This is a genomic window from Streptomyces sp. NPDC053076 (assembly GCF_044546845.1).
In the GTDB taxonomy this organism is placed as follows: domain Bacteria; phylum Actinomycetota; class Actinomycetes; order Streptomycetales; family Streptomycetaceae; genus Streptomyces.
In genome coordinates this window covers 59,070-79,612 of the sequence record NZ_JBITZL010000014.1, presented here as the reverse complement: position 1 = coordinate 79,612, position 20,543 = coordinate 59,070, and the positions used below count along the sequence as shown (strand labels likewise).

The following is a 20,543-nucleotide window of genomic DNA, read 5'->3' as shown; positions in this document are numbered from 1 at the left end:
GCCACCGCCCCCGCCCCGGCATGGCCACCGCCGCCCGCTGCGGGCGCCGGATCACCGCGGCGGGCGGCCGGTCCGGCCGGTGTCAGCCGAAGCTGTCGTGGCAGAGCCGTGCGATCTCGGGTGAGGTCACGCCGTCCGCCTGGCGGCACAGGACGCGCATCTGGTCGGCGCCGGGCCGGCTGAAGACGGGGCGGGGCCGAGGGGCCGGGCCGCGGCGTACGGGCGGTTTCCGTGCCGGGCGGAGGCGGCGCACCGGCGGGGCGGCCGGCGCCCCGGCCCGGGGAGGCGCCACGGGCACGCGCCGGCGGCCGGGCCCGGGGCTCCGCGTCGGCCCGGCCGCCGAGTCCGGCCGGGCCGGATGTCCGTGGCCCGTGCGGACGAGCGCCGTCCGGGCGGCCGGCTCTCTCGGCGGGGCCTTGAGGACCGACGGTCTCACCGCGATGTCCCGCGGTGGGGCGGCGTCGGGTGTGGGACGGGAGCTCACGGTGGTGCAGCCGGCGACGGTCACCAGCGCCGCCACCAGCAGCGGAAGAAGTCGGCGAGGCACCCGCCCACTGTGGCGTACACCCGGCGGCGACCGCCCGAACCACGCGGCAGCACCACCCCGACGAGCGACGGGCCGGGCTGACGGGCCGCGTCGCCGGAACGGGCCGGCCACCGGCAACGCGCGGGCTCCGTCACCGCTCCGAGGCGGTCCCCTGGCGGGTGGGCCCGGGTGCGGCGACGTCACGGCGCTGCTCCAGGACCGCGAGGACGCGCTCGCACCAGCGCAGGTTCTCCTCCTCGAAGCCGATTCCGCCCAGGAGGGTGAGGTACGGCCCGACCCGGCCGGAGGTGCGCAGGAACTCCTCCTCGGTACGCCCGTCGAGCAGGGCCTCGCGGACCCGCCGGTAGCGATCGAGCTTTCCGCGCGCCCAGCCCATGCGCTCCTCGATCAGCGCCCGGGTGACGTCCGGGTCGCCGCCGTCCATGGCCTGGACCTTGATGAGGAGTTCGTCGCGGATGGCGGTGGGCCGCTTCGGCGGTTCGGCGGCGAACGCGCTCAGCTCCCCCCGGCCGGCCTCGGTGAGCGTGAACATCCGCTTGTTGGGACGGCGTTCCTGCTCCACCGTACGGGCCTGGACCAGCCCGTCCTGCGCGAGGCGCTCCAGTTCCCGGTAGAGCTGCTGCGGGGTGGCGGGCCAGAAGTTCGCGAGGGAGACGTCGAAGGTCTTCGACAGCTCGTAGCCCGAGGCGTCGCCCTCCAGCAGGGCGGCCAGGACGGCGTACTTGAGCGACATATGGACAGGCTAACAGCCGTTGATTAATCTCATCCGCACCTAATCAATTAATTGACTATGTGAGGTGATCCTGTGCGCGCGTTCCGCGAGGCCGTGGAAGCCGGGGACCCGGCCGCCGTCGAGGCGCTGCTGGCCGAGGACGTCGTCTTCACCAGCCCGGTCGTCTTCAAGCCGTATCGCGGCAAGGCGATCACCGCGGCGATCCTGCGCGCGGTCGTCCAGGTCTTCGAGGACTTCCACTACGTCCGGGAGGTCGGCGAACCGGACGGCACGGACCACGCGCTGGTCTTCCGGGCCCGGGTGGGCGGCCGGGAGCTGACCGGCTGCGACTTCCTGCACGTGAACGAGGACGGCCTGATCGACGACTTCATGGTCATGGTCCGTCCGCTGTCGGGCGCGCAGGCCCTCGCCGAGGCCATGGGCGCGCGGTTCGAGCAGATCGCCGAGGAAGCGGAGGCGCGGTCCGCGTGAGCGACCGCGCCCCGGCCGGCGGTGGTCAGTCCCGGAGCTGCTTCAGCGTCGCCCTGGTGTCGGTCTTCAGCCAGTCGGTCACCTCGGTGAGCGCGGGCGGATCCTTGTCCTCGTCGTAGGAGGAGAGGTAGGCGCTGTAGCTCATCGTGTACGTCACCCAGCCGTCACGGACGGCGAGTGTGGCGTACCGGGAGCCGCTTGAGGAGGCTTTCGCGGTGTCCTGGCTGACCAGGTACGCCTCGTCACCGATGCCCTCGACCGGGTCGACGTCGTAACCGGTGTGGCTGTCGCCGTAGTTCTTCCAGGTGGCGGTGAACTCGGGCCCGGGGTCGGTCTTCCTGTGCAGGTCCAGCTGCATGGTCAGGTAGGCGTCCGCGTACGACGAACCGGACTTCTTCAGCCCCAGGCTGCAGTAACCCTCGTCCAGCGCCGTGTCGTCGAGCGAGGTGTGGGTCGGCGAGGAGTCGTTCTCGGTGTACTCCTCCTTGAAGGAGGAGTAGTCGCCGCTGGAGCACATGTCCTTGGGCGCCGAATAGCCACGCAGGTCCGCGCTGTCGCCCTTCCCGCCGATGAGGAAGACACCGGCCGCCCACGCGGCGGAGGCCACGAGGGCCCCGACGGCGGCCCACAGCACCGCCCGGCCGGCCCCTTTGCCGCCACCGGCCGGAGGGACGGGCGGCACTGGCCCGTACGGGGGCGCCTGCACATAGGGGTTCCCGGGCTGCGGCTGCCCCGGCACCGGCTGGCCGACCAGCGTGGGCTGCGCGTAGAAGGCTCCCGCCGGGGGCGACTGCGGGTGCGGGTAAGGATAGGCCGTCGGCTGCGGCGGGACGGCCGGCTGCTGAGCAGGCTGGTCGGCGGGCTGCGGTGGCTGCGGTGGCGTGGACATGCCGCGAAGATAGTACATGGTTGGCGGTCAAGTCCCCCGACGTCCGGGATCGTTATGGTCTGCGGACATCTGCTACGTATCCATGACGGTGTGCCTGGTCACGCGGCTCAGGACGCGGGCGGTGCGAGCCGCACCGGCAGGCTCCGCACGCTGTTGCCGACGAATCCCGCGTGCGGCGCCAGATCGGCCTCGTCCACGGCCGGCCGCAGCGCCGGGAAGCGGGTGAACAGCCGTTCCAGGGCGACCGTGGCCTCCAGCCGGGCCAGCGGTGCGCCCAGGCAGTAGTGGGCGCCGTGCCCGAGGGACAGGTGACGTGCGGCGCCGGCCCGGGTGGGGCGGGTGACGTCGAAGCGGTCGGCGTCCGGGCCGTGGGCCGCCGGATCACGGCCGGCCGCGGAGTAGCCGGCGAGCACGGGCGTCCCGGCGGGGATGAGCGTGCCGGCGACCGTCAGGTCCCGCACGGGATAGCGGAACGGGAAGTAACTGACCGGCGCGTCCCAGCGCAGCGTCTCCTCCACCGCGTCCGCCCAGCTCACCTGGCCTGCGCGGACCAGGGCGAACTGCTCGGGGTGGGCACACAGGGCGCGTACGGCGTTGGTGATCAGGTTGAGGGTGGTCTCGTGCCCGGCGATGATCATCAGCAGCAGGGTGCCGATCAGCTCCTGCCGGCTGAGCCGGTCGCCGCCCTCGTCCCGGGCGGCGATGAGCGCGCTGGTGAGGTCGTCGCCGGGCCGGGCGGTCTTCGCCGCGACAATCTCAGCCAGGACGGCGACGAGTTCACGGTTGGCGGCGACGGCCTCGGCGGGTGCGGTGTCGGTGGCCACGACCTGGCTGCCCAGGCGATGCAGTCGGTCACGGAACTCGACGTGCACCCCCAGGAGTTCACAGATCACCCCCATCGGCAGGGGCAGCGCGTAGTGCCGCCGCAGATCGGCGACCCCGGCACCCTCGGCGGCGGCGCGAGCCAGGCCGTCGAGCAGAGACTCGGTCAACTCCTCGATCCATGGCCGTAGTTCCGCCACCCGACGGGGCGTGAAAGCGCGGGCGGCCAGGGACCGCAGCCGCCGGTGGTCGTCACCGTCCGCCGTGGTCATCCCCGGGACGGTGGCGAACGTCAGCAACGGCCAGCCCGCGGCGATCCTCCCCTCGCTCAGGGCGGTGAAGTACCGCGCGTCCTTGGCGACTTCGGGGTGCTGCAGGAACTCCTTCAGCGCCTCGTGCCCGAGGACGGCCATGCCCTCGATCCCACCGGGCAGCTCGACCGGGGCGACGGCGCCCTGGGCCAGCAGCCGCGCGTTGACGGCGTGCGGGCAGCCGCCGGCGGGGTCCAGGCGGTACGGGGGGCGTGCGGGTGAGGTCTCCACCGGTTCCTCCTGACGTTCCCCTGACAAGACGATCGATGGTAGGGCCGGCCACGGGATTCCTGAGCGGTGTCCGGTGCGGCCACCCGGGAATAGCGTGGTCGGGCGGTTTGTTGGCGAAGTCACGGACACGGAAGCCCGGCCGGTGGTACCGTGCCGTCAGCACTCGCGTATGCCGACCATGGGCACCGGTGCCAGTTTCTCCCTCTCCGCTGATCCGTTCGCCGTCCTCCCGGATCTCCCGGTTCCCGGCACATCAGCTTCCCAGCACCACCTCGCGACGGGCGTTCGCCGCCGTACCCGAGGTGCTGTTCCCGCCGTCCGGGGGCCGCCGCAGGCACGCCTCCCCCTCACGGCCACTCCCCCCTTCACTTCTCCCGTCCGTCCGCGAAAGGACTCCCGCCATGACCACCACTCTCGAACACCCTCCCGAGGCCCGGCAGGCATCGGCCGCTCCGCTCGTCTCCGGCGTCCTGGACGTCGACACGCACGGGCAGGGGCGTCTGAGGGCCGCCGGGCTGCTCCCCTCCCCCACCGATTTCCAGGTCCCACCGGCGCTGATCCGCCGCCACGGACTGCGCAAGGGTGACCTGGTCGAGGGCGTCCGGGGCGCACAGCGGGCCCTGACCGAGGTCGCGCGCGTCAACGGGCGGGTGCCCGGGGAACTGCGCTCCCGGCGGCACTTCCGCGACCTCACCCCGCTCCACCCGCACCAGCGCCTCCGCCTCGAACACCCCGCCGCCAAGCTGGCCGGACGGCTCATCGATCTGCTCGCTCCGGTCGGCAAGGGCCAGCGCGGCCTCATCGTGGCCCCGCCGAAGAGCGGCAAGACCGTGCTGATCCAGCAGCTCGCCGCCGCCGTGGCCGGCAACCACCCCGAGTGCCGGCTGATGGTGCTCCTGCTGGACGAGCGGCCCGAGGAGGTCACCGAGATGCGCCGCTCGGTGCGCGGCGAGGTGTACGCCTCCACCTTCGACCGGTCGCCCAAGGAGCACATCGCCCTCGCCGAGCTCGTCGTGGAACGGGCCAAGCGCCTGGTGGAGGCCGGTGAGGACGTCGTCGTACTGCTGGACTCGCTGACCCGGCTGTGCCGGGCCCACAACAACGCCTCCGCCGCCGGCGGCCGTACCCTGAGCGGCGGCGTCGACGCCGGTGCGCTGCTCGGCCCCAAGCGGTTCTTCGGTGCCGCGCGTCAGGCCGAGGAGGGCGGCTCGCTCACCATCCTCGCCTCCGCCCTGGTGGACACCGGTTCCCGTGCCGACGGCTACTTCTTCGAGGAGCTGAAGGGCACGGGCAACATGGAGCTCCGACTGGACCGGGAACTCGCCGGCCGCCGCGTCTTCCCCGCCGTGGACATCGACGCCAGCGGCACCCGGCGCGAGGAACTCCTGCTCACCCCGGCCGAGTTGACGGCCGTGCACGGTCTGCGCCGTGCCCTGCGCGCCCGGGAGACCGGGCCGTCCGCCCTGGAGACCCTTCTCGAACGGATGCGCGCCACCCCCGACAACGCCGCGTTCCTGCGGCAGATCCGGCCCACCCTGCCGGCCGGCTGACACCCGGCCACGGGTGACCGGATGCGGCATCCGGGTTGCTCGGCGACCCGAACGGCCCGGGCAGCGTGGTGCACACGGACCAGGTTCGTACGTTGATCATATGGTCACCGGATTCTCATCTCGCGTAGCTGTGTCGGCCTGCTCCCTCTGTGTGGCGGGCCTGCTGGTGCTCTCACCGGCCGCAGCCGCCGCCGGACCCCGGGGCGGAGAGCCCGCCCCGCCCCGTCCCCGGGCGGCGATGCCCGGGCCGGCCCTGCTCTACCACTCCGGCACGCAGGTCAGACCGCACCTGGGCACCCCCGAGGTGCCCGAGGTCTCGGCGCTGTCCTGGCTCGTCGCCGACGCGGGCACCGGTGAGGTGCTGGCCGCGAACGACGCGCACCGCGGACTGCCGCCCGCGAGCACGCTCAAGACCCTGTTCGCGCTCACCGTGCTGCCGACGCTGCCCAGCGGGCTCCAGCACACCGTGCGGTACGAGGAACTGGCGGACGTCGGCGAGGGCAGCAGCCTGGTCGGCGTCGAGGAGGGGCACACCTACCAGGTGGCCGACCTGTGGCGCGGGGTCTTCCTCAGCTCCGGCAACGACGCCGTGCACGTGCTCGCCAGGCTCGGCGGCGGCTGGGCGGCCACGGCCGCCCGCATGCAGGCCAAGGCCCGCACGCTCGGTGCTCTGGACACCCATGTGGTCTCCCCGGACGGCTACGACGCTCCCGGCCAGGTGTCCTCCGCCTTCGACCTGGCGGTCTTCGGCCGGGCGGGCCTGCACAACCCGGACTTCGCCCGGTACTGCTCCACCGCCGAGGCGAGCTTCCCCGGTGACGGGTCGTCGTACCCCATCGAGAACACCAACCGGCTGCTGACCGGCGAGGACGGAGTGGCGCCGTACCCGGGGCTGATCGGGATCAAGAACGGCTACACCAGCAACGCGGGCAACACCCTGGTCGCCGCGGCCCGCCGGGACGGGCGCACCCTCGTGGTGAGCGTGCTGAACCCTCAGGCCGAGGGCGGGTTGACCGTGTACGAGGAGGCCCGGGCGCTGCTCGACTGGGGCTTCGCGGCGGACGGACAGGTGGACCCGGTCGGCTCGCTGGACGGGCTGCGCCCGGCCGGTCCCGCCGATGCGTCCGCCGCGCCGGTGGCGGCGGCCGGGGCGCCGGCACCGGACGGCGACTCTGGCTGGTCCGGCACCGCCTTCGTCGCCGGACTCTCCGGGCTCGGCGCGGGAGCCGTGGCCCTGGCACTGCGCGCCAAGGGCGGCCGGTCGGCCCGTGGCTGACCCGTCGGCAGACCGAGCAGCAGGCCCAGCGAGATCCATGTGTAGAGGTTGCCGCCGAGGAACCCGCCGAGGCCGGAGGCGTCGTCGAACCACAGCCACACCACGCTGGTGCACAGCGTCGCGTAGAGGGCGCCCGCGATCCGCAGGTGCCCGGCGCGCACCAGCACCGCGAAGGACGGCAGCAGCCAGACCAGATGGTGCACCCAGGTGATCGGGCTGACCAGGCAGGCCGTCGCGCCGGTGAGTGCGAACGCCGCCGTCCAGTCGCCGGCCGCGACCGCCCGGCGGCTGCGCCGGGCCCACACCCACAGCGTCAGCAGGACCGCCGTCGCCCACAGGGGGCGGCCGGACTCGCCGAGCCGGGCCAGCACTCCCTGCAGCGACTGGTTCGACACGTAGTCGAGGCGCCCCACCCGACCGGTGTCCCAGAGCGCCTCGGTCCAGTAGACGCGGGAGGCCGCCGGATCCACCCAGGCGGCCAGCGCGGTCGCGGCGACGGCGACGGCTGTGGCGGTTCCGGCCGCCCGCCGGCGCCCGGCGAGCAGCAGCAGGCCGATGAACAGGGCGGGTGTGAGCTTCACGGCGGCGGCGAGCCCGATCCCGGCACCGGCCCGGCGGCCCCGGCCGGTGGCCAGCAGCACGCAGTCGACGAGGACCAGAGCCAGCAGCACCAGGTTCACCTGGCCGAAGCTGAAGGTGTCCCGAAGCGGCTCGAACAGGGCGAGCAGACACAGGCACAGCGCCCACCGGTACCAGCCGTGGCGCCGCCAGTGCGGACCGGCCAGCAGCCGCAGGACGCCGGCGAGCGCGGCCAGGTTCACCAGCAGGGACACCACGATCGCCGGGGTCCGGCCGAGCAGGGCCAGCGGCAGCATGGCGACGGCGGCGAACGGCGGATACGTGAAGCCGTACAAGGTGCCCGGCACCCGGTAGTCGTAGAGCCGGCCGTCGTGGTGCGCCCAGGTGTGCACGGCGCCGTAGTACACATGCAGGTCGAAGAAGCCGCGCAGCAGCGGCACGGTGGCCGTGAACACGGTCACCGCGGCCACCAGGGACACGATGAGGAGCAGCCGGCCCCGGTCCGTGCGCGGGCCCCACGCCGCCAGGCGCCCGGGCAGCCCCGGTCCTCCCGTCGGGCCCGTCATGCCGTGCGCCCCGGGGCCGGGGCCCGGGCCGCCTGGTGCGCCTGCCACAGGACGACCACGCCGAGCAAGCCGCCGGAGACCGCGAGCACCAGCTGCCCGAGGTCGGCGGGGCCGCCGCTGGGCAGCACCGCCAGGGCCAGCACGCCCGCCAGGGCGGCCACCCGGTGCCGTACCGAGGGGCTGGGCGCGGCGGCGGCGATGAGGAACAGGCCCCACAGCACGTACCAGGGCCGGATGGCGGGGCCGAAGGCCGCGACCATGAGCAGGCTCAGGCCGAGCGCGTACACCGGCCGGGGGCGCAGCCGGAGCCATACCAGCAGCACGGCCACGGCGGTGGCCGCGAGGCCGAACAGGTGCCAGGCCGGGACGGCCAGCGGGGCCAGACCGCTGTCCAGGCGGGTGAGCAGGGCGCCGGTGGCCCGGCCCAGCAGGCTGGTCAGGGCCCAGTTGTGCGCCGAGACCGGGGTGTCCAGCGCGCCGATCCAGCCGTAGCCCGTGCCGGCCACGGCCGTGGCGGCGACCGTGGTCGCCGCGGAGGCCACCGCCGTGGTCAGGGCGGCCGGCAGTGGCGGGCGGCCGGAGCGGACCCGCAGGGCCACGACTGCCGGCAGACCGAGCGCGGCCGGTGCCTTGACCAGGGCGGCGAGGGTGACGAGGACGGCGCCGACGGCGGGCCTGCGGCGGGCGGCGACCAGGCCGAGCCCGAGCAGGCCGAGCATCAGGGCGTCGTTGTGGGCGCCCGCGACCAGGTGCAGCAGCACCAGCGGGTTGAGGGCGCCGAGCCACAGTGCCGCGGCCGGATCGGCGCCGCTGTGCCGGGCGAGGCGGGGCAGCGCTGCCGCCATGAGGGCCACGCCGAGCAGGGCGACCAGGCGCATCCCGAGCAGGCCCGCGGGCAGTTCGCCGCGGGTCGCCCCGGACAGCGCGGAGGCCAGGGCGAGGAAGGCGGGCCCGTAAGGAGCGCCGGTGTGCCGCCACATCGGGGCGACCTCGTCGGGGAGCGTGCCGCCGAGCCGGTCCGGACCGTTGGCGTAGACGTCCAGGTGGGCGTCGACCATGGCACCCTGCGCGAGGTAGCTGTATACGTCCCGGCTGAACAGCGGCGGGGCGAGCAGCAGCGGGGCCGCCCAGACGGCCAGGATGAACAGCAGCGCGCGCGGGGTGGGCGGCCGCGGACCTCGCACCAGGCGGCCGAGGAGCACCCAGGCCGCCACCAGCAGGACGACGCCGAAGTACACGCCGACCAGGCCGAGCGCCGCCTGAACCGAGGCCGGCGCCAGGAGGTCCCGGACGGGCAGGGCGCCGGCCGTCTCCCCGCCGAGCGCGAGGAAGGCGGTACCGGCCAGGCCCAGTACCTGACAGCTGCGGAGATCGGCGGGGAACGCCATGGCCAACACCGGCTCAGCGTGTCAACACCGAGTGGCCGGAAGGCGACGCTCCCTTCACCTGCGGGCGGCCCGCACGTGACCGGCGTGTGAGGAGCGATGACTCCTGAGGGTCCGGGCGGCCACCAGGACATCGCACGCGGACGGGACGGCACGTGACCACGGTGACGAGCGACTCCTCCTGCGCGCAGGCAAGTCGCCGGACGCCCGGTCAGAACACGGACAGACCGGTGAGCGTGGTGAAGCGGTCCAGGGCCGCGACCCCGGCCACCGAGTTGCCGCGTTCGTCCAGACCGGGGCTCCACACGCACAGCGTGCACCGGCCCGGTACGACCGCGATGATCCCGCCGCCGACCCCGCTCTTGCCGGGCAGGCCCACCCGGTAGGCGAAGTCGCCGGCCGCGTCGTACGTGCCGCAGGTCAGCATGACCGCGTTGACCTGCTTGGCCTCGCTGCGGCTGAGCAGCCGGCTGCCGTCGGCGCGGATGCCGTGGCGGGCGAGGAAGCCGGTGGCCAGGGCGAGGTCGGCGCAGGACGCGGCGATGGAGCACTGCCGGAAGTACTGGTCGAGCAGGACCGGTACGTCGTTGTCGATGTTGTCGTAGGACGCCATGAAGTGGGCGAGGGCGGCGTTGCGGTCGCCGTGGGCGGTCTCGGAGGCGGCGACCTCCCGGTCGAAGTCGAGGCCGGGGTTGCCGCTCTCGGTGCGCAGGAAGGACAGCAGTTCACCGGCCGCGTCCCCGGTACGGGTCTGGAGGCGGTCGGTGACGACGAGGGCACCCGCGTTGATGAACGGGTTCCGCGGGATGCCGTTCTCGTACTCCAGCTGGACCAGGGAGTTGAACGGGTTGCCGGAGGGCTCGCGGCCCACGTGCTCCCAGAGTTCGTCGCCCTCGCGGGCCAGGTCCAGGGCGAGCGTGAAGACCTTGGTGATCGACTGCGTGGAGAACGGCTGCCGCCACTCCCCCACCCCGTACACGGTGCCGTCCAGCTCGGCGACGGCCATGCCGAAGCTGCGCGGGTCGCAGGCGGCGAGGGCCGGGATGTAGTCGGCGGGACGCCCGCGCCCGGGGGTGCGGCTGATCTCCTCGGCGATGCGCTCCAGGACCGGCAGGAAGGTGAGCGAGGACGTCGTTGTCATGATCGCCATTGTGCCTCCCGGCCCGTCCCGCAGCGTACTGGTGGTGGCGTCGCCGCAGGTCAGGCGGCCGGGGCGGCGCTGCCCGCGACGACCTCGGGGCGCAGCAGGCCGGCCAGCCGCTCGGCCGGCAGCAGCCCCTTCTCCAGCACCAGTTCGGCCACGCCGCGGCCGGTGGCGAGGGCCTCCTTGGCGATGTCGGTCGCCGCCGTGTAGCCGATGTACGGGTTGAGCGCGGTGACCAGGCCGATGGAGTTCTCCACGGTGGCGCGCAGCCGCTCGGTGTTGGCGGTGATGCCGGACACGCAGCGCTCGGCCAGCGTGCGGCAGGCGCTCCGCAGATGCGTGATCGACTCCGACAGGGAGTGCAGGATGATCGGCTCGAAGGCGTTGAGCTGGAGTTGTCCGGCCTCGGCGGCCATCGTGATGGCGACGTCGTTGCCGATCACCTCGAAGGCGACCTGGTTGACGACCTCGGGGATGACGGGGTTGACCTTGCCCGGCATGATCGAGGAACCGGCCTGCACCGGCGGCAGGTTGATCTCGCCGAGGCCCGCACGCGGCCCGGAGGACAGCAGGCGCAGGTCGTTGCAGCTCTTGGAGAGCTTGACCGCGATCCGCTTGAGGACGCCGGACATCTGGACGAAGGCACCGCAGTCCTGGGTGGCTTCGACCAGGTTGGCGGCCGTGACCAGGGGCAGTCCGGTGATGGCGGACAGGTGCTTGCGGACGGCCTCGGCGTACCCGGCGGGGGCGTTGAGGCCGGTGCCGATGGCCGTGGCACCCAGGTTGATCTCCTGGATCAGCTCGACGGCCTCGGCGAGACGGCTACGGTCCTCCTCGATCATGACGGCGAACGCGGAGAACTCCTGGCCGAGCGTCATCGGCACCGCGTCCTGCAACTGTGTACGGCCCATCTTGAGCACGTCACGGAACTCCAGGGCCTTACGGGCGAAGGCGTCCTGGAGTACGGCCATCGCCTTGAGCAGTCCATGTACCGCGAAGACCGTCGCCGTCTTGACGGCGGTGGGGTACACGTCATTGGTCGACTGGCCCAGGTTGACGTCCTCGTTGGGGTGCAGATGCGTGTACTGCCCCTTGGCGTGGCCGAGCAGTTCCAGCGCGCGGTTCGCCACGACCTCGTTGGCGTTCATGTTCGTCGACGTGCCGGCACCGCCCTGGATGACGTCCACGACGAACTGGTCGTGCAGCTTTCCGGCGCGGATCTCACGGCAGGCGGCGACGATCGCGGCGGCCTTCCCCGGCTCCAGCAGTCCGAGTTCCTCGTTGGCGAGGGCGGCGGCCTCCTTCACGGCGGCCAGGGCGTCGATCAGGTGCGGGTAGGCGGAGATCGGGGTGCCGGTGATGGGGAAGTTCTCCGTGGCGCGCAGGGTGTGGATGCCCCAGTACGCGTCGGCGGGGACGTCGCGGTCGCCGAGCAGATCGTGTTCGCTGCGCGTGGCGGCGGTCATGAGGGTGGGGTTCTCTTTCTGAGGTACGGAGGTGAGGCGCCCCGGGAGGGGCGCCGGAAAGGGCGCCCGCCCCGGGAGGGGCGGCGGAAAGGGCGCGATCGGCCACGAACGGCCCGCGGACCGACGACGGCCCGCCGCCGCCTTCGGGCTGCGGCGACCTACGCGCAGGCGGTGAGTGACTCGGGAGCCAGCGCAGGCACGGGCCGCACGCACCCCACCGGCTTCCCACCCCCGAGCAGCGGTTCCCCCGCGAACTCGGTCAGCAGGCCGGGGTCCACGCCCGCGCGAACGAGCGCGGCCGCGGTGACCGGTATGCGCGCGCGGTTCGCCCCGTCGGCGATCTTCACAGCGACGGCGGTGCCGTCGGGCAGCGCGGCGACCTGCACGCCCTCGAAGCCGTCCTTGGCGAGCAGGCCGGGCACGGCCCGCATCAGCGCGGCGACGTCCCGGTGGGAGCCGGAGGCCATCTCGGCGTGCTCGCGCATCGCCGCGGCCACCCGGGCCTCGGGGGTGCCGGGTGCGGCGGCGGTGATCCGGGCGAGGGCGCGGGCGAGGCCGTGCAGGGAGATGGAGAACAGCGGGGCGCCGCAGCCGTCCACGGTGACCCGGGCGACGCGCCGGCCGGTCAGCTCCTCGACGGTCGCGGCGACGGCCTGCTGGAGCGGGTGTGCCGGATCGAGGTAGTCGTCCAGGGACCAGCCGTTGAGCTGGGCGGTCCACAGCATGGCGGCGTGCTTGCCGGAGCAGTTCTGGGCGAGGCGGGAGGGCAGCCGGCCCGCGCGGACCCAGGCGTCGCGGACGACCGGGTCGAACGGCATGTCGGGCACGTTGCGCAGGTCGTCCTCGGTGAGGCCGGCGAGTTCGAGGATGCGCCGGGTGCCGGCGATGTGGCGCTCCTCGCCCGAGTGGCTCGCGGCGGCCAGCGACAGCAGTTCGCCGTCCAGCGGCAGCCCGGCCCGCAGCATGGCCACGGCCTGGAGGGGCTTGAGAGCCGAGCGCGGGTAGAAGGCGGCCTCGGTGTCGCCGAGCTGGAACGCCACCTCGCCGTCGGCACCGAGGACGACGACGGAGCCGTAGTGGACGCCCTCCACGACGCCGCCGCGGACGAGGTGGGCGACGGGGGCGTGGAGAGGTTCGCGGACGATGGGTGCGTCGGCGGGAGAACTGTTGTGCATCACTGCCTGTATCACGGGGTCGGGGTCGGCCGGAGCGCGGGTCACGCGTCGGCGCCGGTGGATGTGCTGTTCAGCGGGGCTCGGACGCCGGCGTCGACATGGCCGGACGAGGGTCGCGTCGGGTCGTGGAGGCGCGGCTCGCTCAGGCCCTCGGGCGCGCCTTGCGCCGGTGAGCCGGTCCGCTGGGGACGCACGATGTCGGTGAGGGTCGTCTCGACACGGTCCAGGTGGTGGCTCATGGCCTCCACCGCGTCGCGCTCGCAGCCGTCGGACAGGGCCTCCACGATCGCCCGGTGCTCGCGGTTGGACTGCTCGCGGCGGCCGCCCAGCTCGTTGAGGAAGGCCGACTGGCGCGCCAGCGCGTCGCGGATCTCCTCGATGACCCGGCGGAAGACCGGGTTCTGGGCGGCCTCGGCCACGGCGAGGTGGAAGAGGGTGTCCATCGCGACCCAGGCGGTGGTGTCCGTCTCCCGTTCCATGCGGTCGAGCAGATGGGCCAGGTGGTCCAGGTTCTCCGGGGTGCGCCGCAGGGCCGCGTAGCCGGCGACCGGGATCTCTATGTGGCGGCGCACCTCCAGCAGGTCGCTGGCCGCGTAGTCGCCGAAGGTGGGGTCCTCGACGGCGTTCGCGATGACGAAGGTGCCCTTCCCGGTCCGGGAGACCGTCAGGCCCATCGTCTGCAGCGCGCGCAGCGCCTCGCGCAGCACGGGCCGGGACACCTCGAGGGTGCGGCACAGCTCGGCCTCGGAGGGCAGCTTGTCGCCGATGGCGTAGCGGCCGCGCTCGATGGCGCCGCGGAGGTGGTCGAGCACCGCTTCCATGGCGCTGACGCGCCGAGGGACCGGACCACCTGTCTGGCTGTCTGACAGGTTCACGGAGCGAATCCTGCGGGCTGCGGGCAGGGCCTGTCAAGGCGGCGGCCACGGAGACGCTCACGGGGTGCGGCACCCGGTGCGGGCTTCCGCACCCCGTCGGTGATCAGACGCGTTCCGTCAGCTGTTGAGCGTGCCGGTGCCGAGCAGGCCGAGCAGGAGCACGCCGATGACGATCCGGTAGATCACGAAGGCGTTGAAGGAGTGCTTGGCGACGAACTTCAGCAGCCAGGCGATGGAGGCGTAGGCGACCACGAACGACACGATCGTGCCGACGGCCAGCGGGGCGGCGCCGACACCCGCGCCGAGGGCGTCCTTCAGCTCGTACAGGCCCGCGCCGGTCAGGGCCGGGATGCCGAGGAAGAAGGACAGCCGGGTGGCGGCGACGCGGTCCAGGTCCAGGATGAGCGCGGTGGACATGGTGGCGCCGGAGCGTGAGAAGCCGGGGAAGAGCAGGGCGAGGATCTGGGAGCAGCCGACCCACATCGCGTCCTTGAAGGACGTGTCGTCCTCACCGCGCTTGTGCCGGCCCATCTGGTCGGCGGCCCACATCACGCCGGAGCCGACGATCAGCGAGCCGGCGACCACCCACAAAGAGGCGAGCGGACCGTCGATCAGCGGTTTGGCGGCCAGGCCCACGACAACGATCGGAATGGTGGCGGCGATCACCCACCAGGCGAACTTGTAGTCGTGGTGGTAGCGCTCCTCCCGGTGGGTCAGACCGCGGAACCAGGCGGTCATGATCCGCTTGATGTCCTTGAAGAAGTACACGAGCACGGCGGCGATGGCACCGACCTGGATGACGGCGGAGAAACCGACGACGGACTTGTCGTCGACGGGGATGTCCATGAGTCCCTCAGTGATCTTGAGGTGGCCGGTGGAGGACACCGGGAGGAACTCGGTCACCCCCTCGACTACTCCGAGGACGACGGCTTGACCGACGGAGATGGCGCTCATGGGATCCAGTTCTGAGGAGGGTTGGTCGACAGTGCTGTCGACAGTACTCACCGGGGCCGGGAGGTCGGCAAGCGCCTAGGCCCACAGGGCGCCGGCGAGCCAGGCGCCGGCGAACGCCGCCGCGAGTCCCGCCACCACACTGGCCACGACGTTCACGGCAGCGTAGAGGCCGGAGCCGGCCTCGGTCAGCCGCAGGGTCTCGTAGGAGAAGGTCGAGTACGTCGTCAGCGCACCGCACAGCCCGGTGCCCACCAGAAGCCGCAGCTGGGGGCCTGCGGCCCCGGCCGAGACGGCGCCGGTGAGCAGCCCGAGGACCAGGCAGCCGACCACGTTCACCACGAAGGTGCCCCACGGGAAGAACGAGTCGTGGCGGGCCTGCACGGCGCGGTCGGTGAGATAGCGCAGGGGCGCGCCGATCACGGCCCCCACGGCGACCAGCAGCCAGTTCACAACGACCTCTTACCCTCCGGGTCCGTTCTGTCCGGACCGGGGGCGCGTCCCCCGTAGCGGACGGTGCAGTCCTCCAGCGTCGCCAGCCCCTCGCCGACCTGCGGCAGGAACGCCCGGACCCGCTCCTCGGCGTCCACGACGGCCATCGCGGCCGGCAGGTCCTCGCTCAGGGACGGCCGGCGGGAGGCGTGGCTGCGGGAGGAGGCACCGCGGCCCTCGACGCCCCGGAAGGCGCCGGCACCGGCGAGCCCGGCGGCGTGCGCGCGGTGCACGATGTGCGAGTGGAGGGGCTCGGGGTGGCCGGTGTCGTTCTCGCCGAGGTGGACGGCCGGCCGCGGGGCGCGGCCGGTGAGTGACGTCATCGTTGCCTCCCGCCGAAGACCCGGCGGGCGGCGGCCGAGGCCAGCCACACCGCCGCGAGGGCCGCGCACAGGGTAGCGGCCAGATAGGCGAGCCCCGGGCCGGGGCGCCCGGCGACGGCCAGTCCACGGACGTCGACCGCGTAGGTGGAGAACGTGGTGAAGCCGCCGAGGACGCCGGTGCCGAGGAACGGCCGCAGGAGACGATGAGGGGCCCGCGTCCCGGTGACGAGCACCATGAGAACGCCCATGGCCGCACACCCGGCGACGTTGGTCCAGAAGGTCGCCCAGGGGAAGCCCCGCGAGGGCGTGGGCCAGGCGAGCGTGAGCGCGTAACGGCCCACCGCGCCGAGGGCTCCGCCGATCGCCACGACCGCGATCACGGGCGCCTGCGCACGCCACTCGGAGCGCCGGTGAGGCACACTGCGGACGCTGGGCGGCTGCGTCCCCGGGGCTGTCATGCTGGTACGTCTCCTGTTCGGCCCTGCCCCGACGGGTGATCACGGCCAGGACCAGCGTACCGCCGGGTCAGCGGTCGGCAGGCCGCGCGCAGACCGCCACTCCGGGCTCCCAGATGCTGCCGAGCACCAGGTGGTCACCGGTCGCGCAGACGCTGGTGACCATGCGGAAGCCGGACCGGCGGCGGGTGAGGTGGTGGACGGTACGGCCCTGGTCGTCGACGGCGACGACGCCGGTGGTGCCGCTCGGGCGGTAGGGCGCGTGCACGGCGGCGCGGGCGGCGACGCGGCGGACGGCCGGCGGGGTGCGGTGCAGCAGGTGCAGCGGGGGGAGCCGGGGGCCGGCCAGGGCGACCCAGATCGGCCCGTCGGGGCCCTCGCGCCAGAGGTTGTCCGGCATGCCGGGAAGGTCGGCGAAGGATTCGGCGTGGCCGGCGCGGGGACCGGTGAGCCGGCAGCGGATGAGGCGGCAGGTGCCGGTCTCGGCGATCACCAGGAAGGAGCCGTCGGCGCTCGCCGCGAGTCCGTTGGCGAACTGGAGGCCCTCCAGCAGGACTTCGGGTTCTCCGCCGTCGGGGGCGAGCCGCAGGAGGCGTCCGGTGCCGGTGTGTTCGACGATGTCGCCGATCCACCGGTCGAGGGGGTGACGGCGGCTGGAGACGGTGACGTACACGCTGCCGTCGGCCAGGGCGACGGCGTTGCTGCAGAAGCGGAGCCGCTCCCCCGCCACCGAGTCCGCGAGGACGCGGACGGTGCCGTCACCGGTGTTCACGCGCAGCAGGCCGCGTTCGGCGTCGCACACCAACAGGTCTCCGTCCGGCAGGAGTTCGAGCCCGAGGGGACGGCCGCCGGTCTCGGCCAGGACCTCCACGCGGGCCGTGAGCGGGTCGCCGGGGTGGTGGACGCGCAGAATGCGCCCGTCCTCGACCCCGGTCAGCACGCGCCCGTGCGGATCGGGCACCACGTCCTCGGGGCCACGGGCACCCAGGGAGATGTAGTGCAGTGGCACGAGTTCCGTGGGTCGGTCCATGTGCGGTCCCTTCTGTCGGTCGCCCCTGCCGGTCACCCGCGTCACCAGCCCTTCTCGAACACCCTGGCCACCTCGGCGATGCGGATCTCGTCGCGACGGTAGTGGATGCGGCAGCGGATCCGGCGGGTGCGCAGGACGCCGAGGCGGGTGAGGAAGTGCAGGTGCGCGCGGGCGGTCCGGCGGGGCACGCCCAGCTTGGCGGCGACGGCCCGCGCGGTGACGCCGGTCTCGGCGAGATCGTGGCGGCTCGGGGCCGGGAAGTGGACCGCCGGGTCCTTGAGCCACTCCAGGATGGTCTGCCGCATCCGGCCCGAGGGAGTCACCGTCATCCGTCCGCCTCCCGTTCCGGGCCTCCTCGTACGCAGTCTTCCCACTGTGGCGCGGGCGACGCCGTCCCGCCCGCGACTCGGCGGCCGTTGTCCGGTACGCAGCGGCCGTCCGACCGGCCAGGTGTCCCGCCACCTCCGGGAACACGCCGAGAACCCGGCCGCGGTGTGCGGCCGTGCCCGTCGCGGACGGCTCGGCGATGGCTGAACCACGTCATGGAGAACGGCTCACCGGCGGCGGGCCGCGCAGCGCGTCCCCGACCCGGCGCGGACTGGATCGTGCGTCTTGTCCTCCGGACGCGTCAGCGGCGGCACCGCCACACACTCGATGGCGCCGGTGCTGCGACGGGCGTGGAGACGGGCCTCGCGCTTGTCGGCGGCGCCCGGCTCCACCTCCGTGCGGGCGTCCCCGGTACCCGGGACCGGTCCCGGGCCGGCGGCCGGTCGGGGAGCGTGAGCCGGGCGCTTCAGCCCAGCTGCCGAGACCGGTCTGACCAGACCGGTCTCGTAGGCGAGGACCACCGCCTGGGCGCGGTCGCGCAGGCCGAGTTCGGCGAAGCCCCCGGTGCAGATCCGGGCCCTGCACCCGACGAGCCGGCAGATGCTGTTCCGGTTCCGGTTCCGGGACGCGGCGACGGAGAGCGGGCTGCGCACGGAACTCGCCGAGGTGACGGGGAGGCTGCCGCGGGGCGCGCTCGCCGGCTCCCGGTCGTATCGCCGTCCTGGGGGCGCTGGTGCCGGCCCGGCGCGCCGCCCGCCTCACCCTCGCCGAGATGCTCCGCAACGAGTGGCGGCGGCAACCGGTCAGGATCGGAGAAGCCGCCCAGGGCTCCCCGGCCCTAGCGTGAGAGCACCGACGAGGAACCCGTCGGGTCACGCATCTCGAAGGAGTGAGTCCCATGACCGCCGGCCTGCAGACGATCATCTACCCGGTGAAGGACCTGGGCCCCGCCAAGGCCCTCTTCGGCGCACTGCTGGGCGTCGAGCCGTACGCGGACGAGCCCTACTACGTCGGCTACAAGGCCGCCGGCCAGGACGTCGGCCTCGACCCGAACGGGCACGCCAAGGGCATGACCGGACCGGTGCCGTACTGGCACGTGACGGACCTGCGGCAGCGTCTCGCGGCCCTGCTGGAGGCGGGCGCGGAGCTGCTCCAGGACGCGCAGGACGTCGGCGGCGGCCGGCTGATCGCCTCGGTGAAGGACACCGACGGGAACCTCGTGGGACTGCTCCAGGATCCGGCCGCCTGAGGCTCTCGCGTCCGCCGCCTCACAAACTAGTTGCACAGTCAATGATTGGCTGGATCGGTGCTACGGTGCGGGTATGGCAGTCACAACGGCCGAAGCCCGGCTCGAAGAACGCTGGCGGGACATCCTCGCGGTGCACGCGCGCACGATGTGCGAGATCGACCGCGCCCTGCATCCGCACGGGCTGGGCGCCAGCGACTTCGAGGTGCTGGACATCCTGGCGACGGAACGGCCCGACCAGGGCGAGCAGTGCCGGGTGCAGAACCTGGTCGGCCGGGTCCACCTCAGCCAGAGCGCCCTGTCCCGGCTGATCGGCCGGCTGGAGAAGGACGGCCTGGTGGAGCGCTCGGTCTGCGCCGAGGACCGCCGCGGGGTATGGGTCGCGCTCACCTCCAAGGGCCGCGCGCTGCACGCCGAGGTGCTGCCCCTGCAGCGCGCGGCGCTGCGGCGGATGCTGGCCGAGCAGGAGCGCTGACCGCAGCCCCCCTCGCGCTCGCCGCACTTGTCGGATGGCTCCCCGCCGAGACCTTCCCTGCCCCGGGGCCGGTGACTACCCGGGCGCGGGAGGCGGTTCCGGCCGTCCTTCGTCGGGGCGCCGGTCCACCGGGCGAAGCGGCGGGATGGGGTCGGCCGGGAAGTCGCGGAACCCGGTCCACAGGGCGGGTACGGCGTCGCAGCGACGGCACAGGTCGTAGGCGATCGCCTCGTAGTTGACCCGCCAGCCGCGGAAGTGCGGCCATGCCTCCTTCGCGGTGCGCCGGGAGCGGAATCCGGCCTGCGCCAGCATGCTCACGGCTCCGTCGAACTCGGCGAAGCCGAGCCGGATCGGGGCCTGCGGTGACGGGTCGGCGTCGAAGGGCAGGCGCAGGGCGCGGGCGATGTCGCGCAGCGCGGTGAATCCGGCGCGCAGCACCAGCCGGGCCTCCGGCGGGGCCTGCCTCGGGTTCAGGGCGAGCTGCATGGCCGCGGCGTCCATCACGGCGACCAGACCGACCAGCCAGCTGCGGTGCGGACGCGGGGAGCGGAAGGTCAGCAGGACGGGGTAGGTGGAGTGGCTCTCCCCCATGTCCGAGGCGAGCCGTTCCCAGGCCCGGTACAGCTCCGGCAGCGCGGTCTCGGTGTCCACCAGCCACTGCCGGGCGAGGATCTCGGGCCCCCAGGCGGGCTCGCCGGCCCGCGCCTGGAGCAGGGTGACCTCCAGTTCGCGGCGGTTGTAGGCGGCGTACAGGGTGGGCAGATAGGCGATCTGGAGGGCGATCAGGACCGGTCCGGTGGCCGCGGCCAGGAAGTCGATCACCGACAGTTTCAGCCGGGCGCCGCTGGCGAAGCCGAGCGTGAACAGGCTGGAGCCGGCCTCCCGGAACGCCGTGCCCCAGGACAGCGGGGACAGCGCGTACAACAGGAGCCCGAAACCCAGGAGGGCACCGCCGAGCCAGCTGGCGAGCATGCCGATCAGCATCAGCGGCGCGAGCCAGGTCTGGGCCCGGTCGACGGCCTCGTAGCCGCCGCGGAGCGCGGTGAGCCGGAGTGCTCGGCGCAGCAGCCACCAGAGGCGGAACACCAGCCCGGAGTAGAGACCTCGCGGGACCACGAGGGTGCGCAGGATGCTGCTCAGGACCAGCCCCAGGACGAGCACCCCGGCCGCGCCCGCGATGTATTCCATGAGCTCATTCTGTCGCCCGAGGCGATGGAACGACCG

Annotated in this window: 20 protein-coding genes and 2 pseudogenes; 5 read left to right on the top strand and 17 right to left on the bottom strand. The window is 73.3% G+C overall.

The features are described 5' to 3' along the window. Positions 1–677: 677 nt before the first annotated feature. Positions 678–1,280: a PadR family transcriptional regulator gene (locus tag ACIGYR_RS36635; RefSeq protein ID WP_399606867.1), complete on the bottom strand. Its 603-nt coding sequence runs from the start codon at positions 1,278–1,280 to the stop codon at positions 678–680. A gap of 72 nt (positions 1,281–1,352) precedes the next feature. Here ACIGYR_RS36635 and ACIGYR_RS36630 point away from each other — a divergent pair, with 72 nt between their 5' ends. Next, entirely contained in the window at positions 1,353–1,751 is a 399-nt protein-coding gene (locus ACIGYR_RS36630) for a nuclear transport factor 2 family protein (RefSeq protein WP_399606868.1), read from the top strand. A 25-nt stretch (positions 1,752–1,776) separates the two neighbouring features. On the opposite strand, the gene ACIGYR_RS36625 is transcribed toward ACIGYR_RS36630, so the two are convergent. Both ACIGYR_RS36625 and ACIGYR_RS36620 read right to left on the bottom strand, forming a co-directional pair. Continuing rightward, positions 1,777–2,640, bottom strand: a complete 864-nt coding sequence (locus tag ACIGYR_RS36625) for a hypothetical protein (RefSeq protein ID WP_399606871.1) — start codon at positions 2,638–2,640, stop codon at positions 1,777–1,779. Positions 2,641–2,747: 107 nt separating this feature from the next. Next, on the bottom strand, positions 2,748–4,004 hold the full coding sequence (locus tag ACIGYR_RS36620) for a cytochrome P450 (protein WP_399607156.1): 1,257 nt from the start codon (positions 4,002–4,004) through the stop codon (positions 2,748–2,750). Positions 4,005–4,405: 401 nt separating this feature from the next. Between ACIGYR_RS36620 and rho the strand changes: the two genes are divergently transcribed. Together rho and ACIGYR_RS36610 are read left to right on the top strand one after the other, a co-directional pair. Then, on the top strand, positions 4,406–5,554 hold the full coding sequence (rho, locus tag ACIGYR_RS36615; RefSeq protein ID WP_399606873.1) for a transcription termination factor Rho: 1,149 nt from the start codon (positions 4,406–4,408) through the stop codon (positions 5,552–5,554). Positions 5,555–5,654: 100 nt separating this feature from the next. Continuing rightward, a pseudogene (locus ACIGYR_RS36610) lies at positions 5,655–6,488 on the top strand (D-alanyl-D-alanine carboxypeptidase family protein); the annotation flags it as partial. 59 nt (positions 6,489–6,547) lie between these two features. On the opposite strand, the gene ACIGYR_RS36605 reads toward ACIGYR_RS36610, so the two are convergent. The 13 genes and pseudogenes from ACIGYR_RS36605 to ACIGYR_RS36545 form a co-directional block, all read right to left on the bottom strand. Continuing rightward, entirely contained in the window at positions 6,548–7,975 is a 1,428-nt protein-coding gene (locus ACIGYR_RS36605) for a glycosyltransferase 87 family protein (RefSeq protein WP_399606876.1), read from the bottom strand. Continuing rightward, a complete protein-coding gene (gene mptB, locus ACIGYR_RS36600; protein ID WP_399606879.1) occupies positions 7,972–9,363 on the bottom strand; it encodes a polyprenol phosphomannose-dependent alpha 1,6 mannosyltransferase MptB in 1,392 nt (463 codons plus the stop codon). The genes ACIGYR_RS36605 and mptB overlap by 4 nt, the downstream gene beginning before the upstream one ends. A 208-nt stretch (positions 9,364–9,571) precedes the next feature. After that, on the bottom strand, positions 9,572–10,510 hold the full coding sequence (locus tag ACIGYR_RS36595) for a glutaminase (RefSeq protein ID WP_391843992.1): 939 nt from the start codon (positions 10,508–10,510) through the stop codon (positions 9,572–9,574). Between the two features lie 50 nt (positions 10,511–10,560). Beyond that, on the bottom strand, positions 10,561–11,970 hold the full coding sequence (gene aspA / locus ACIGYR_RS36590) for an aspartate ammonia-lyase (protein ID WP_399606881.1): 1,410 nt from the start codon (positions 11,968–11,970) through the stop codon (positions 10,561–10,563). A 158-nt stretch (positions 11,971–12,128) separates the two neighbouring features. Then, entirely contained in the window at positions 12,129–13,145 is a 1,017-nt protein-coding gene (locus ACIGYR_RS36585) for an asparaginase (RefSeq protein WP_399606883.1), read from the bottom strand. Positions 13,146–13,186: 41 nt separating this feature from the next. After that, positions 13,187–14,020, bottom strand: a complete 834-nt coding sequence (locus tag ACIGYR_RS36580) for a FadR/GntR family transcriptional regulator (protein ID WP_399606886.1) — start codon at positions 14,018–14,020, stop codon at positions 13,187–13,189. Positions 14,021–14,137: 117 nt separating this feature from the next. Then, positions 14,138–14,974 (bottom strand): undecaprenyl-diphosphate phosphatase, encoded by an 837-nt coding sequence (locus ACIGYR_RS36575; RefSeq protein ID WP_391843986.1) that lies wholly within the window; start codon positions 14,972–14,974, stop codon positions 14,138–14,140. A 75-nt stretch (positions 14,975–15,049) separates the two neighbouring features. Then, on the bottom strand, positions 15,050–15,424 hold the full coding sequence (gene crcB, locus ACIGYR_RS36570) for a fluoride efflux transporter CrcB (protein ID WP_391843984.1): 375 nt from the start codon (positions 15,422–15,424) through the stop codon (positions 15,050–15,052). After that, positions 15,421–15,786, bottom strand: a complete 366-nt coding sequence (locus ACIGYR_RS36565) for a DUF190 domain-containing protein (RefSeq protein WP_399606890.1) — start codon at positions 15,784–15,786, stop codon at positions 15,421–15,423. The genes crcB and ACIGYR_RS36565 overlap by 4 nt, the downstream gene beginning before the upstream one ends. Then, on the bottom strand, positions 15,783–16,244 hold the full coding sequence (locus tag ACIGYR_RS36560) for a fluoride efflux transporter FluC (RefSeq protein ID WP_399606893.1): 462 nt from the start codon (positions 16,242–16,244) through the stop codon (positions 15,783–15,785). Before ACIGYR_RS36560 ends, ACIGYR_RS36565 begins: the two co-directional genes overlap by 4 nt. Positions 16,245–16,311: 67 nt before the next feature. Then, positions 16,312–17,271: an SMP-30/gluconolactonase/LRE family protein gene (locus ACIGYR_RS36555; protein WP_399606895.1), complete on the bottom strand. Its 960-nt coding sequence runs from the start codon at positions 17,269–17,271 to the stop codon at positions 16,312–16,314. Between the two features lie 41 nt (positions 17,272–17,312). Further along, positions 17,313–17,600, bottom strand: coding sequence for a winged helix-turn-helix domain-containing protein (locus ACIGYR_RS36550; protein ID WP_391843976.1), 288 nt, complete (start codon positions 17,598–17,600; stop codon positions 17,313–17,315). Positions 17,601–18,068: 468 nt separating this feature from the next. Beyond that, positions 18,069–18,152, bottom strand: a pseudogene (locus tag ACIGYR_RS36545) (DNA-binding response regulator); the annotation flags it as partial. A gap of 344 nt (positions 18,153–18,496) precedes the next feature. On the opposite strand from ACIGYR_RS36545, the gene ACIGYR_RS36540 reads away from it, so the two are divergent. Both ACIGYR_RS36540 and ACIGYR_RS36535 read left to right on the top strand, forming a co-directional pair. After that, positions 18,497–18,847 (top strand): VOC family protein, encoded by a 351-nt coding sequence (locus ACIGYR_RS36540; protein ID WP_399606898.1) that lies wholly within the window; start codon positions 18,497–18,499, stop codon positions 18,845–18,847. Between the two features lie 73 nt (positions 18,848–18,920). After that, positions 18,921–19,319 carry a MarR family winged helix-turn-helix transcriptional regulator gene (locus tag ACIGYR_RS36535; protein WP_391843971.1) on the top strand — a complete coding sequence of 133 codons (399 nt, stop codon included), beginning with the start codon at positions 18,921–18,923 and terminating at the stop codon, positions 19,317–19,319. 75 nt (positions 19,320–19,394) lie between these two features. On the opposite strand, the gene ACIGYR_RS36530 is transcribed toward ACIGYR_RS36535, so the two are convergent. Further along, positions 19,395–20,507 (bottom strand): hypothetical protein, encoded by a 1,113-nt coding sequence (locus tag ACIGYR_RS36530; RefSeq protein WP_399606902.1) that lies wholly within the window; start codon positions 20,505–20,507, stop codon positions 19,395–19,397. Positions 20,508–20,543 lie beyond the last annotated feature (36 nt).